This is a genomic window from Rhodococcus cerastii, from assembly GCF_033042195.1.
GTDB lineage: Bacteria > Actinomycetota > Actinomycetes > Mycobacteriales > Mycobacteriaceae > Rhodococcoides.
The window spans coordinates 24069-37730 of sequence record NZ_JAWLKF010000007.1; the positions used below are offsets into that span (position 1 = coordinate 24069).

Genomic DNA, 13662 nt, shown 5'->3' on the forward strand with positions numbered 1-13662 from the left:
GCATTTGTCGGGCGTCGGGCTCAGGTTCCCCGACCAGACTGACAGCCATGAGCCACGAAACGGTCACCGTACTCGCCGTCGGAGGTACCGGTGAATCACATCCGTCCGACCACCGGACGCGAGTGACGGGCCTGCTGGCCTGCGTCACCCGCGAGCTCGACGACCGCTTCGTCGGCCGCTGGGTCGGCTATCCGGCGTCGTACGGTCCGGTCGCGCTCGGTGGACTCTGCTTTCGGCACAGCGCAGACATCGGTGTCCGGCGTCTACGCCGCACACTCGAGAGCACTGCCGGGCCGATTGCGCTGATCGGATACTCCCAGGGAGCGACGGTGGTGCGCGAGGTCCTCGGTCTCGTCCACGACGGGACGATCGACGGCAGCCGCATCGTTGCCGCTGGTCTGGTGTCGGATCCTCAGCAGCCGGTGGGTGCCGTCGACGGCTGCACCGGACGTGGCGTCGCCGGTGCGGGTCCGGCTCTGCCCGAGTCGATTCCGGTCCGGTGGATCGGCCTCGCCTCGGACATGATCTGCAACGCAAGCGACGACAGTCTCATCCGCGACGTTGCCGACCTGACCCGATGGATGTCGTTTCGCACCCCGAAAATCTGGCTGCGTGAACTACTGAAACTACTGCGCAGCAACAGCTTCCAAAACGCGACCCGGACGCGCCTTCGACCCTCGCAGTGGGCGAAGGATGTTCGACGCCTCCGCACCGCGGCCGCAGAATTGGGCGGGTATCTGCCGCAGTCGATGCGCTGGCGTCGATTCGAGTGGTCGAACCCCGGCGGTGGCCGACACATCGCGTATGCGCGCGAGGATTATGCAGACGGCCTCACCGGCTGCCAGGTTCTCGCCCGCTGGCTCGGCGAGCAGGCGGATCTACGGGAGAACCGACTCAGCCCTTCTGGGCCACAACGGCGAGCTGCCTGAGCCCCTTCTCGAAATCCGGTCCGACGAGCTTGTCCATCGAGAACACTTTTCCGATCAGAGCGAAGAGCTTGTTCTGTTTTCCCGACATACGCCAGGTCACCCGGGTCCCGTCGGCGACGGGCTCGAGCAGGAACGCCGTGACGTTCCGATTCTTGAACGGCTTGGTGAACGCGAGGTCGAGCACGATCAGTTCTTCGGGAATCGACTCGGTGATGGTCATCGTCCCCGCGCCGGCCTTGCGGTTACCCGACCACGAGTACGACGCCCCCACTCCGGCGTCGGGACCGGTGTAGGTGCGCTGCAAACCAGGGTCGAGTCCCTCGTAGGGCGACCATTGCTTCCAATGGTGAAAGTTGTCGATCAGAGCGTGCACGGTGGCGGCGTCCGCCCGGACGAGGGCCGATCGCTCGACGAGTACCGGGTGGGTTTCGCTGACCATGACGGTTCCTTCATTTTCTTTTGCACAGGCAGAAGATGTGCCCCGCGGGATCGCGGTACACCCAGAACGAGGGCTGCGCGTGGTCGATGAGTTCGGCCCCGGCGTCGACGACGAAGTCCCTGGCCTGTTCCATGTCGTCCACCACCAGATCGAGGTGAATCTTGATGCCCTCGCTCGGCCAGTCGATGGGGGTGAAGTCCGGCGCCTTCTGGAAGGCGAGCCGCAGTTCGCCCGGGCCGTGCACCACCACCCAGTCCCCGTCGTCGCCGGCATGCTCCCAGCCGAGAATTGTGCTGTAGAAGCGGGCAAGCGCTGCTGGATCCGGGCAATCGAGCACCGTGTAGTCGACGGTGATCCGCGGTGGCGTCATGGCGGAAAGAGTAGCTGTCAGCCTCCGACGGCAGGGGCGATTGTCTCGAACCATGCGTCGTGCAGGTGCTGCTCCCAGTGGTTCCACCAGTGCACACCGGTACCGGTGATCTTGACGTTGGGTCGACCACCGACAGCCTGCAGCAGCGGGACGAATGCCCGGCTGCTCATGCCTGCGGCTGTTTCGAGCGGCACCATCTGCGCGAACCTGACCGGGTCGAAGCTGCTGCTGGCCGGGTTGAACACAGGGTCCGTGGCCGGTGAGCCACTTCCCGAGGAGACGAAGACTGCCGTGTTGCGCAGCGCACCGACGTTGAGGGACGGATCGTTGCGGATCCAGTCCGCAGACGGCCAGGTACCCCACATGTTGCGAGCGTTGCCGCCCATCTCGCCGACGGCGACGGCAATGCCCTGCGCGAATCCGGGGCTGCTGGCGGTCGGGTAGCCGCTGAACGAGGCGACGGCCTTGTAGAAGTCGGGGTGATGGGCGGCCAGGTTGAGCGCCGAGGTTCCGCTCATCGACAGTCCGGCCACCGCGTTGTTGACGTTGTCGCTGCCGAAGCGATCGGCCATGAACGGAGGCAGCTCCTGGGTGAGGAAGGTTTCCCACTTCACGCGTCCGAGCTTGGGGTCGTCACGCTGCCAGTCGGAGTAGAAGGTGCCGCCGCCGCCGAACGGGATGGCCACGTTGACGTGCTTGTCGGCGAAGAAGCTCTCGACGTCGGTCTCGATGAGCCAGCCGTTGTCGTTCTCGGGCGCGCGCAGGCCGTCGAGCAGATACAGGGTGGGTGCCGGGCCCCCACCCGCAGCTTTGAGCACCTTGACCGGAATGTTCTTGTCCATCGACGGCGAGTAGACGTAGACGAGCTCGGAGTCGGCCTTCGCCACACCGGTCCCCATCAGCACCGTTGCCATCGTGGCGACCAACACCGCCACTACAGCGAGCACCAGACTTCGTATCCGACCATGCAGCATGAACATTGTCCCCTTGTTCGTATCCATCCGACCGTCTCGGGGAGGGTAACAGCCCGGTCACGGCTCCGCCTCTCCTAACGCAGCGGGCTGTCGACGATCCACCACGCCGCATACGGCGGCAACCACACCGAACCGGCGTCGTCGACCTGCAGATCGTGCTGCGAGAGAACCTCGACCGGGGCCGGAATTCCGAGTTCGATCAGCTGCGCGTGCGGGAACGGCCGGTGTTCGGCGGTGACGTTGTAGAGGGCGACGAGGGTGCCGCTGGGATGCCGTCTGCGCACCACGAGCAGACCGTCGTCCGACTCACTCTGTACGTCCACCGGTGCCTCGGCGTGCAACATCGGTAGTCCGGCGCGAACCTTCGCGATCCGCGCGATCCCGTCGAACACTCGTTGCGCGTCGCTCCCCTGCTGGAATCGGCCGGCGCGATCGGCGTCGGTCACGCGGGGTCGGTGCACCCACCGGTTGTCCTCGGCATGAGCTGGTTCCTCGGCCCAGTTCGGATCGCCCGGGGACCCGAGCTCGTCGCCGCTCCAGACGACAGGAATTCCGCCCCATCCGGCAATGACGGCGTGCGCCAGGAAGATTCGTCCGAACGCGCCGTCGGGATCCGGGCGGGACGGGCCCAGACCGGTCAGCGCTGCTGCGGTTCCGCTGATCCGGCGGTCGCCGGTGTCCGGATTGTACTGGAATACAAGGCCTTCGGCCCAGGAGCCGTCGAATTCCCCGGAGTACCAGTCGGCCAGGAAATGGCGATGCCCTGCGCCCGAGAGTCCGAGAGACGCCGCGTCGCCGTCGTCGATGGCCCAGCCGATGTCGTCGTGGCAGCGAACGTAGGTCACCCAGGTGCCACTCGGCGGCGTCGGGGGCAACGACGCCAACGCGTGTCGCGCCAATGCTGTACTGCCCGTTGCCAACATCGACCACACCTGCACCATCAGCGAGTTGTGGTAGGCGATGTCCGAGACTCGTCCGGTGTGCCGCCCCTGACCCAGGTACGGCAACAGATCCCGGGGTCCGACGATCGCCTCGGCCTTGAACAACGTGGCCGGAGCAGCGAGTCGAGCAGTAGCGCGCAAGGCCTGGGTGACCGCGTGCACCTCGGGCTGGTTCTGGCAGTTGGTTCCCAGCCGCTTCCACAGGAATGCGATCGCATCGAGGCGCAGCACTTCCACCCCGAGGTTTGCCAGGTGCAGCACGATACTCGCGAACTCCTGCAGCACAGCGGGATTGGCCCAGTTCAGATCCCACTGCCATTCGTTGAACGTCGTCCACACCCACTCGCCGAGGGTGTCGTCGAAGGTGAAGCTGCCGGGCGCGAAATCGGGAAACACCTCGGGGAGAGTGCGCTCGTACGAGTCCGGGGTGGTGCGATCGGGATAGATCAGGAAGTAGTCTCGATACTTCGGATCGCCTGCGCGCGCCTTCTCTGCCCATTCGTGTTCGCGAGCAACGTGATTGAGCACCAGATCGACCACTAGACTGATGCCGCGGCCGCGTAGCGTCTCCGCGAGTGCCCGTAAGTCTTCGTTGGTACCGAGATCCTCGCGCACCGCTCGGTAGTCCATCACCGCGTAGCCGCCGTCGTTGTCGCCGGGCCGCGGTTGCAGCAGCGGCATCAGGTGCAGGTAGGTGACACCCAGATCGGTCAGATGGTCGAGCCGCTCCCCCACCCCGCGCAGGGTTCGGCCGTACCGGTCGACGTAACAGGCGTAACCGAACATGTCCGGCTGCTGAAACCAGTCCGGTTCGAGCAAACGGCGTTGATCGAGCCGGTGCAGATCCTCCGGGCGGGCGGCATAGGCGCGCGCAGCGATCTCCACGAGGGTGGCCGCCACGGCATCGGGATCGGGGTATACGGCGGTGACCGCGTCGTGCAGATCGGGAAACCACTGCTCGAGACGCAACTCGAACGTCTCGCGTCGGTGGGCGGGAAGTTCGGCGAGGATGCCTCGGGTGTCGTCGGAGACGGCGGGGTGAACCATGGACACATTCTGGCATCGACCCCAGCGTGCGGCCGCGCATACATCCGGTTACCGCGGGGTATCAGAGGCCCATGTCATTGCTGACCCGCACGCTGGACACGATCCTCGACAGAGCAGTCGTTCCCGGATACTCCCGCATCGGTGCCACGGTGCGTCGCCGATTCTGGGCCGCGGATCCGACGCCGTTCCCCTCCCCCATAGACATGGTGGTGACCGGCGCGTCGTCCGGCTTGGGCGCAGCTACGGCGAAGGAACTGGCCAGGTTGGGGGCACGGGTGCACCTGGTCGGCAGGTCGGCCGATCGGCTGGAGTCCGCGGCCGCCGCCATCCGAGCCGAGGTGCCCGACGCCTCGCTCGTGGTGCGCGAGTGCGATATCAGCAATCTCGATTCCGTTGCCGAATTGATCGCGGCATTGGCGTCGGAACTCACCGCGGTGCACGCGCTCGTGCACTGCGCCGGGGTCATGCCGGACGGGCGGCACCTGTCCGCGCAAGGTCACGAATCTGCTTTCGCCACCCACGTTCTGGGACCGGTCGCGCTGACGGTGGGACTGCGCGAGCTGTTCGACGCCGGATCGCGGGTCGTGTTCGTCTCCAGCGGCGGCATGTACCCGGTGCCGCTGCAGTCCGCCGACTTCGAGTACGAGAACGGCAAATACTCCGGTATGACGGCGTACGCCAGGACCAAGCGCATGCAGGTGGTGGTAACCGAGCAACTGGCCGAGCGGTTCTCACTCGAAGACGATCCGGTGGTGCACAGCATGCATCCCGGCTGGGCGGCGACACCCGGCGTCACCGGATCGATGCCACTGTTCGGTTCGGTGATGAAGCCGATTCTGCGCAGTGCCGACAACGGGGCCGACACCATCGTCTGGCTCGTCGCATCCGACCAGGCGTTGACCAGTACCGGCACGTTCTGGCACGACCGAGCCCCGCGTCCGACGCACTACCCGTCGTGGCGGGGTGATTCACCTCGCGTGCGAGATGCCCTGTGGGCCAGCGTGGTCGAGGCAACGGGTATCGAGATCTGACGTCGTTCACGGCTCGCGTGCAGGCTGTTTCCGCCCAACGACCGCGTTTCGAATGAGGATCAGCAGGGTCAAGCTGAATCCCCAGCCGAGCATGCACAGAATGACACCCACGCCCGACTGCCCGGTGACATCGGTGCTCGCTTCGATGCAGAACGCCGTCGAGAAGCCCGCCGTCAGGCCCAACGCAGCAACGTGTCCGCCGGTCTTCGGCCATCGTGACAGGTGCGCGGCCAGCAGGCACAGCAACACCACCGTCGCACCGCACGCCGCCACCTGCCATGACGGGAACGCGTTGGGAGCTGGGAGACCCGGTCCGCGGAACTCGCCCCGTTGATCGGCAGACCAGCTCAACCAGCCCGCACACGCTACGAAACCCGATGCGGCAGCAGTCGATCCGGTGGCCCACAAGCCAAGCGGGCCGGTCCCCGCAGTCTCTCGGCGCTTCGAGAAGATGGCCCACAGAACAAGAGCCCAGAACGTCGACGGAACACCGACGAAAACGAAGACAATCCACAGAAACTGAGACCACGAGAAGTCGACTGCCATGACCCGACGCTATCGGACATCGCATAGCTACAGTCGAGACATGTCGCTCGTCGATCGGTTGTCGAACTCGCTCCCCACGGATCGGAGCGTTGTCGATCCCGACGTCATCGCGTCGTACCAGCACGACGAGGCAGAGTGGGCACCGTATTCGGTCCCGATCGCGGTCGTTCGGCCCCGCACCGCTGAGGAAGTGCAGGCCGTCGTTCGCGCATGCCTCGCTCACGGCGCGCCCATTGTCACTCGCGGGGCGGGCACCGGACTGTCCGGTGGTGCGAATGCCACCGAGGGATGCGTCGTGCTCGCCCTCGACGGCATGGACGCGATCAAGGAGATCGACCCGCTCGAGCGCTACGCCGTCGTCGAACCGGGGGTGGTCAACGACCACTTGCGGGCAGCGGTCGCCGAACAGGGTCTCTGGTATCCCCCGGATCCGGCCAGCGCGCCGTGGTCGACCATCGGCGGCAACGTCGCCACCAATGCCGGCGGATTGTGCTGCGTGAAGTACGGCGTCACCCGCGATTACGTCATGGGCATGCAGGTGGTCACCGGAACCGGAGAGCTGGTGAGGCTCGGACGTAAGACCGCCAAAGGTGTTGCCGGATACGATCTTGCGGGCCTGATGGTCGGATCGGAAGGCACGCTCGGCATCATCACGGAGGTGACGCTCAAGCTCCGTCCGCTCCAGGATCCGCAGCGGACCGTCGCCGGCTACTTCGATTCGATCGTCGACGCCGGGCGTGCCGTCGCAGCGGTGGCCGCCGCCGGATTGACGCCGTCCGCGCTGGAGCTGATCGACAAGCAGTGCCTTATCGCCGTCGACGCCTGGAAGAACATGGGGCTGTCGGTGGAGGCGAATGTGGTGTTGCTCGGACGGATCGACGATCCCGGACTCATCGGAGACCAGGAAGCCGAGAAGATGCTCTCGTGCTTCGAGGAGGCCGGGGCCACGTGGTCCGCGGTCTCGACGGATCAGGAGGAGGCCGACGCGCTGTTCGCTGCCCGACGGTTGGCGTATCCGGCGATGGAACGCCTGGGTCCGGTGTTGACCGAGGACGTGTGCGTGCCGAAGAAGCATGTGCCCGAGATGCTCTCGCGTATCGAGCAGATCGGCCTGCGCTACGAGACGACGATCGCCAACATCGCCCACGCAGGCGACGGAAACCTGCACCCATTGCTCATCACGCCGCACGACGACCTCCCGGCTCGGGAGCGGGCTCAGGCCGCCTTCGCCGAAATCATCGACGCGGCATTGGAACTCGGTGGCACCGTCACCGGCGAGCATGGAGTCGGACTGCTCAAGATGGACGGTCTGGTGCAAGAACTCGATCCGGTGGTGTTGGACCTGCACCGCGCGGTGAAAAAGGCGCTCGATCCCCACGGAATCCTGAACCCGGGCAAGGTATTCGCGTCGTAACGGTTTCAGCCCTGTGGTTGTGATCGCAGATTGCCGTTGTGCAGCACGGTCACCAGCAGACTCGGTAGGCCGTTGACCAGCACAAGACCAACCGATGCAGACACAGCCGGCGCTGTCACGATGGCGGCGGCGCTTGGCCCACCACTGATTCGTACAACCGTTGTATTGCCTTCAGGACCTCTGCTGGCTCGATCCACTGGTTCTTCTCTCGCATCGCGTTGTCCAACTCACGACCGTCGCGGATGTTCTCAGGCACCAGCACGTGCCATTTGTATCCCTGTGGCTGCAGGCGAACGCCGGCGTCTGCGAGGTAGGAGTTGACGTCGTCGTTCACCATCCGAAGGTCCGACTCGGTGAAGGGCTCGAACCAGACTTCCTCGGGTTCTTTGCTCGGGTCACCGCGAGTGACCCGCACTGGCGGATGAGCGGATGCTGGATAGGGCGTGCGGTAGCACCGGCCCGGTCCAGCAACCCACGCGGTCAACGCGCCGTGACCGTTCGATATGACGCTGACGTAGCGCCCCGCGGGTAGCTCGCTAGGCACCCGTTCGTCTACCTCGGACAACGGATACTCGCTCCAGTATTGCGCCATACTTTTCATTCTGGTCGATACACCAACGTCGGCCACCGAGCGAGAGGGTCAAGTCTTCGAGCATCGCGCTTATCGACCGCCAGATCGGTGGCCTGCGAAACGGGCAACAGCTCGAAACTGGGAGGAAAGAGCAGCATGCCCCGGCGGTCATCAACTCGTTCGACACATCGGTAGAGTTCCCGTACTTCTTCGGTCAACGGGCACATCGCGAGCTCGGCTTCTGTGATCGCTTTGTCGGAGACACCGAAATTCTCGACCTTCAGATTCGCTGTCAGAAACCGTGACAGCCGCTCCCATTGGCTAGTCACGGACCATGGACCGGTTGCATTCAGGAGCCGCTCGACCTCCGCGGCGCTGAAGTCGGGCAGGAGTGTTTCATCTCCGCTGTTCGAGGTCCGCATCGTTCACGAGAACAGTGTCCCAAACGGAAAGCCGACAACAGCCCTAGTGCCGGTCCGCGTCGCGCAAGCAACATGCCGTCAGGGCCTTCCTCCGCCAAAGCTCGCGTCCTGCGCTGTGATCGATTGCGGAGTCAGCCGAATCTGATCGGAGCCGTCAACGTTCATCGTTGCAAGTTCGGACCGCTCGTAACTGACGATGTCGGTAACCAGTTCGCCGGTACGCGTCGTCGCCCTGTTGTAGATAATCCGGGAACCGTCCGCGTTGAACTGAGGGTGCACCGCATACGTGTCGGTCAAAGCCGTGATCGGTCCACCGGCCGCAGGCATCGAATACAGCTCAGACCCGTTGTTTCCACCCCGATTGCTGGAAAAGACCATTGTTGAACCGTCCGGGGAAAATGTAGGGTCGGCGTTCCAGAACTGATCTCTCAGAACCACAGTCGTCTCACCGCCCGTAGCAGGTACAGCGACAATGTATCCGCCGATATTGAAGACGACGCGGGTCGCATCGGGTGTGAAAGCTGCGCCGAACGCACTCTCCTCGCGAGCCAACAGCCGTACGTCGCTACCGTCCGCATTCATCGCGCTGATCCCGTCGAGGCTAGTGAATGCGATTGTCGATCCGTCCGGCGAGAAGGTGGGCTGATATCCCCCCTCGTACAGAGTCCGTGAATTTCCGGACTCCAAATCCACAGATTCGATGAACCGGCCATTTCGGGTATAAGCGATGGACGATCCATCGGGCGAAATCGAGGCGTAGTTCGCATACCTCGTATCGGACATTTCACCGGTCACAGTAGGCGTGACCTGACGTAAGCCGGTGCCGTCTTCGTTCATCACGAAAATTTGGCCATAGCCGTCGTCGAACGACACTCGCGCAGGGAGACGCTCCTCCTCTGGAGGGGGTGGTCCCGTACACCCGGTCAGGAACACGGCAGCAGCGATAGAGACACAAACCAACCGAGAGCGTCGCATGCGTCCTCATGCTAGGCGAGGGTTGCCCAGTGGCTGCCGTGTTGCAGTCGACTGCCCACGCTGCGATTCTGTGGTCGTGCGAGTAGCTCTCATAGCCGATATTCACGGCAACATCGCGGCGCTCGACGCCGTCCTCGAAGACATCGAACGTCATCGCGTCGACTCGGTGATCAATCTCGGCGATCTGCTCTCCGGCGGCCTGCATCCGCGTCGAACTGCAGATCGACTCATGGCCTTGGACATGCCCACGATCGCGGGCAATCACGATCGCTATCTGCTCGAACAGCATCCCGATTCGATGGGTAGTTGGGATCGGCACGCCCATGATCGACTCGACGACGAGCATCGACAGTGGCTGGGCTCGCTGCCGTTCTCACTCGACCTCGATCACGGAATCCTCGCAGTGCACGGAACGCCCACCGATGATCAGCAGTACTTTCTGCACTCGGTCGACCCCGACGGCTCTCGCGAGGCAACCGATGCCGAAATTCTCGACCGGGCAGCAGGTTTCACCGACAAAGCTGTCATCGTCTGCGGACACACCCACCTGCAGCGACAGTGGACTCTCCCCAGCGGCACACTCGTGGTCAATCCCGGAAGCGTCGGCACCCCCGCGTACGACGACGATCTCCCCTACCCTCACGTCATGGAATCCGGGTCTCCGCATGCCCGCTACGCGGTACTCGACGACCACGACAGTGGCAGCTGGACAGTGTCGTTCGAGTTGGTCGAATACGACTACGTCGGTGCGGCAGACGACGCCCGCGCACACGGGATGAACGACATCGCCGACGCTCTTCTCACCGGATTCGTCGGCCCTGCGCCACAAGAGCAGTCACACTGATCGCGTGAAGATCACCGACGCTCAGCGCCGACACCGGCTCGTCGCGCAGCACTTCGCCCGTGCCTCGACCACCGAAGGTGTGGTGTCGTCACTCCTCGCGTTGCATGCGACCGATCCGGCGACGGTGTATCTGTCGGTGCTCGCCCGCGCTCGAACACTGGGACTCTTGGATGTTCGCGATGCGATGTACGAACGCCGGAGCCTGGTGCGGTTGATGGCGATGCGGCGCACGATGTTCGTCGTCGCGCACGACGACGTTCCGATGATTCACGCTGCGGCGAGCCTCGGGGTATCGCGCACCATGCGAGCGCGGCTGATCAAGCAGGTCTCCACTTTGCCCACCGAACCGGTGATCGACGACGTCGAATCATGGCTCGCCGCAACCGAAGCCGAGACCGAATCGGCGTTGCGATCGATGGGGACCGCGACCGGAGCCGAGCTCTCGGCCGCCGTGCCCGGGCTCAAGACCGCGCTGCTACCGACCACCGACAAGGTGTACGACGTCAAGAGGTACGTCACCTCCGAGGTGCTGGTGATGATGGCTGCCGAGGGAAAATTGGTGCGCGTCGAACCGCGGGGCGCGTGGACTTCCCGACGGCACGCATGGGCACCGATCGATCACTGGTGGCCGGACGGGATTCCCGAACTCGACGAGACCGAGGCGAGGACGGTCCTGGCACGACGATGGCTCGAAGTATTCGGACCCGCAACCCTCGACGACCTGCAGTGGTGGACGGGCTGGAACAAGACGCAGACTCGCGGTGCGGTCTCGGGCCTCGACACCGAGACGGTCGAACTGACCGAGGGCGACGGAATCATGTTGTCCAGCACTACCTTCGACAAGCCGTCCGAGACGAGTGTCATGCTGCTACCTGCACTCGATCCGACGCCGATGGGGTGGAAGCACCGCACCTGGTATCTCGGCGAACACAAGGCCCCGTTGTTCGACACCTTCGGCAACATCGGCCCGACCATCTGGTCCGGGGGCCGCATCGTCGGCGGCTGGGCGGTGACCGGTTCCGGCGAGGTGGTCACCGAATTGCTCGAGGACGTCGGATCGACGGCATCGAAAGCAGTTGCAGCCGAGGCCGAACGACTCACCACCCTGCTCGACGGCACCCCGGTGGTCCCCTCCTTCCCGACACCGCTGGAGAAGAAACTTCGTGGGAAGAAGTAGCCGACCTGCGCCTGGTCAGCGGTGCACGCGACCGATCGGCGCTCGAATTCGCGGTAGGGTCAGACCGTGCCGATCAGTCTGGTTTCCATCGTCCTCCCCGTGTACAACGGTTTGCCCGATCTGGACGAGCAGCTCGAGGCCATCGCCGCACAGGACTACACGGGCGATGTCGAGCTCATAATCAGCGACAACGGCTCGAGCGATGGCCTGCGCGCACACCTCGAAGAACTGTCCCTGCCTCTGTCGATGCGTAGGGTCGACGCCTCCGCCAAGCGTGGAGTGTCATACGCCAGAAACGTCGGAGTGAAAGCCGCACGCGGTGACATCGTGGCCGTCGTCGACCATGACGACGTCGCTCATCCGACGTGGCTGACTGCGATGGTGCGTGCGCTCGACAGCTTCGACGCCGTGGGCGGCGCACTGGAAATCGAATCCCTCAATTCGGCGGACGTGGCGGAGTGGCGAAATGTACCGCCACCCGGTGCTCTGTTTTCCACTGCCTACCTGCCGTACGCGCCGGGCAGCAACTTCGCAATGTGGCGTGAAGTTTTCGAGAAGGTCGGAGACTTCGACGAGGACCTCATCGGCGGTGCCGAGGACGTCGATTACTCGTGGAGGATTCAGCAAGCGGGATTGACGCTCGGACATGCCGCCGATGCGTTGGTCGCTTACCGCATCAGAACCACTGTCCGCCGATCGTTCGTGCAAGGCCGCGCCTACGGGCACACGTCCTACCAACTGTCGACGAAGCACCGTGCGGCGGGCTGCCCGCACCCGTCGTCGTTCGTCCGGATCCCCGTACATGCAGTGTCGATCTTTTATCTTGCGACAGTTCGTAATCCGTGGCTACCGAAATTACTGAGACCGATGCCCGTCGGTCTGTGGGCTCACTACATCGGGATTCACTACGGCGCACTGCGGATTCGAGTGACGACGCTGGGCCGACGACAGCGACCGAGCGTCCGATGACCCGCAAGACAATCGACGCGATACGCGAGGAGACTCTCGCCGTCCTACGGACTCACGCGGCACCGGGAGATCGTGTGGCTCACTTGGATTTTCCGAATCATTACAACGCCGGCGACTCGCTCATCTACGCCGGCGAGGTCGAGTATTTGAAGCGGTTGAACGTGCACGTCGACTACGTGTCGGATCCGTTCACTCACAACCATGCTCTTCTCGAGGAACGAATCGGTGACGGGACCCTGTTTCTGCAAGGCGGGGGAAATTTCGGTGACCGGTGGCCGATCGACCAAAAATTCCGTGAAACGATCGTTGCGCGGTTTCCTCGCAACAAGATCGTCTGCCTCCCCCAGAGCATCGACTTTGCCGACACCGACGCCCTTACGCGGACCGCAGCCCTGTACGCACAGCACCCGGATCTGACCCTGATGCTGCGTGAAAAGCGTTCGTACGAGTTGGCGCTCGCCCATTTCCCGAGCAACCGCGTCGAATACTGTCCGGACATGGCGTTCGGTGCCGACATCGCTCGAAGCACCGAAGGATCTGCTGTGGACGTCGTGAAACTCCTGCGCGCCGATTCGGAAAGCCTCGGCCACGCGGCGGTGAACATCGACGCCTCGTCCGTGCACTACGACTGGGGCCTACGCGGAACGGATCTGGCGATCTCGACGGCGGTGATGCTGCCGACTCTGATTGCGCAACGTTTCCCCAGAACGAATCGGCTGCTCTACCCCGCTCTCCTACGCTCGTACGAGCAAACAGCCAAGCTCAACCTTCGTGTGGCGCAACGCATTCTGAACCTTGCGCCCATTGTCCTCACCGATCGACTGCACGCTGCCGTACTGGCCGCAATGATGGGTAAGCGTGTCGTGGCGATGGACAACGCGAACAAGAAGGTCTCCGGCATCTACGACGCCTACCTGCACCGCTTCGACAATGTCCACTACGCATCGAACTCCGACGAGGCTGCCGAGTTGGTTCGGCAGGCCGTGTCCGACTGTCGTGGATGAACGCTGCTT

15 protein-coding genes are annotated in these 13662 nt (G+C 63.9%); 7 read left to right on the plus strand and 8 right to left on the minus strand.

Going from position 1 to position 13662, the window contains the following annotated elements:
• Window positions 1–47: 47 nt before the first annotated feature.
• Window positions 48–929: an alpha/beta hydrolase family protein gene (locus R3P93_RS14145; RefSeq protein WP_317533283.1), complete on the plus strand. Its 882-nt coding sequence runs from the start codon at window positions 48–50 to the stop codon at window positions 927–929.
• Here R3P93_RS14145 and R3P93_RS14150 read toward each other — a convergent pair.
• The 4 genes from R3P93_RS14150 to R3P93_RS14165 form a co-directional block, all read right to left on the minus strand.
• A complete protein-coding gene (locus R3P93_RS14150) occupies window positions 895–1368 on the minus strand; it encodes an SRPBCC family protein (RefSeq protein ID WP_317533284.1) in 474 nt (157 codons plus the stop codon). The genes R3P93_RS14145 and R3P93_RS14150 overlap by 35 nt on opposite strands.
• 10 nt (window positions 1369–1378) lie before the next feature.
• Entirely contained in the window at window positions 1379–1738 is a 360-nt protein-coding gene (locus R3P93_RS14155) for a VOC family protein (RefSeq protein WP_317533285.1), read from the minus strand.
• A gap of 17 nt (window positions 1739–1755) precedes the next feature.
• A complete protein-coding gene (locus tag R3P93_RS14160; RefSeq protein WP_094641227.1) occupies window positions 1756–2712 on the minus strand; it encodes an alpha/beta hydrolase in 957 nt (318 codons plus the stop codon).
• Between the two features lie 74 nt (window positions 2713–2786).
• Window positions 2787–4700 carry an alpha-amylase family protein gene (locus tag R3P93_RS14165; protein WP_317533286.1) on the minus strand — a complete coding sequence of 638 codons (1914 nt, stop codon included), beginning with the start codon at window positions 4698–4700 and terminating at the stop codon, window positions 2787–2789.
• Window positions 4701–4771: 71 nt separating this feature from the next.
• Here R3P93_RS14165 and R3P93_RS14170 point away from each other — a divergent pair, with 71 nt between their 5' ends.
• Window positions 4772–5731 (plus strand): SDR family NAD(P)-dependent oxidoreductase, encoded by a 960-nt coding sequence (locus tag R3P93_RS14170; protein WP_317533287.1) that lies wholly within the window; start codon window positions 4772–4774, stop codon window positions 5729–5731.
• Between the two features lie 6 nt (window positions 5732–5737).
• Here the strand turns inward: R3P93_RS14170 and R3P93_RS14175 are convergent, their stop codons facing one another.
• Window positions 5738–6277, minus strand: a complete 540-nt coding sequence (locus tag R3P93_RS14175; protein ID WP_317533288.1) for a hypothetical protein — start codon at window positions 6275–6277, stop codon at window positions 5738–5740.
• 40 nt (window positions 6278–6317) lie between these two features.
• Here R3P93_RS14175 and R3P93_RS14180 point away from each other — a divergent pair, with 40 nt between their 5' ends.
• A complete protein-coding gene (locus tag R3P93_RS14180; protein WP_317533289.1) occupies window positions 6318–7691 on the plus strand; it encodes an FAD-binding oxidoreductase in 1374 nt (457 codons plus the stop codon).
• Window positions 7692–7806: 115 nt separating this feature from the next.
• On the opposite strand, the gene R3P93_RS14185 is transcribed toward R3P93_RS14180, so the two are convergent.
• From R3P93_RS14185 to R3P93_RS14195, 3 genes are all read right to left on the minus strand, one after another.
• On the minus strand, window positions 7807–8283 hold the full coding sequence (locus tag R3P93_RS14185) for a DUF5956 family protein (RefSeq protein WP_317533290.1): 477 nt from the start codon (window positions 8281–8283) through the stop codon (window positions 7807–7809).
• Window positions 8284–8288: 5 nt separating this feature from the next.
• Window positions 8289–8684 (minus strand): hypothetical protein, encoded by a 396-nt coding sequence (locus R3P93_RS14190; protein ID WP_317533291.1) that lies wholly within the window; start codon window positions 8682–8684, stop codon window positions 8289–8291.
• 78 nt (window positions 8685–8762) lie between these two features.
• The gene (locus tag R3P93_RS14195; protein ID WP_317533292.1) at window positions 8763–9557 is read right to left on the minus strand and encodes a hypothetical protein; all 795 of its coding nucleotides are present in this window, start codon (window positions 9555–9557) and stop codon (window positions 8763–8765) included.
• Between the two features lie 178 nt (window positions 9558–9735).
• Between R3P93_RS14195 and R3P93_RS14200 the strand changes: the two genes are divergently transcribed.
• The 4 genes from R3P93_RS14200 (at window position 9736) to R3P93_RS14215 (ending at window position 13653) form a co-directional block, all read left to right on the plus strand.
• Entirely contained in the window at window positions 9736–10503 is a 768-nt protein-coding gene (locus R3P93_RS14200; RefSeq protein WP_317533293.1) for a metallophosphoesterase family protein, read from the plus strand.
• Between the two features lie 4 nt (window positions 10504–10507).
• Entirely contained in the window at window positions 10508–11680 is a 1173-nt protein-coding gene (locus R3P93_RS14205; RefSeq protein ID WP_317533294.1) for a winged helix DNA-binding domain-containing protein, read from the plus strand.
• Between the two features lie 66 nt (window positions 11681–11746).
• Complete coding sequence (locus tag R3P93_RS14210) at window positions 11747–12649, plus strand: glycosyltransferase (RefSeq protein WP_317533295.1); 903 nt, start codon at window positions 11747–11749, stop codon at window positions 12647–12649.
• Entirely contained in the window at window positions 12646–13653 is a 1008-nt protein-coding gene (locus tag R3P93_RS14215) for a polysaccharide pyruvyl transferase family protein (protein ID WP_317533296.1), read from the plus strand. The genes R3P93_RS14210 and R3P93_RS14215 overlap by 4 nt, the downstream gene beginning before the upstream one ends.
• The last annotated feature ends 9 nt before the right edge of the window (window positions 13654–13662 follow it).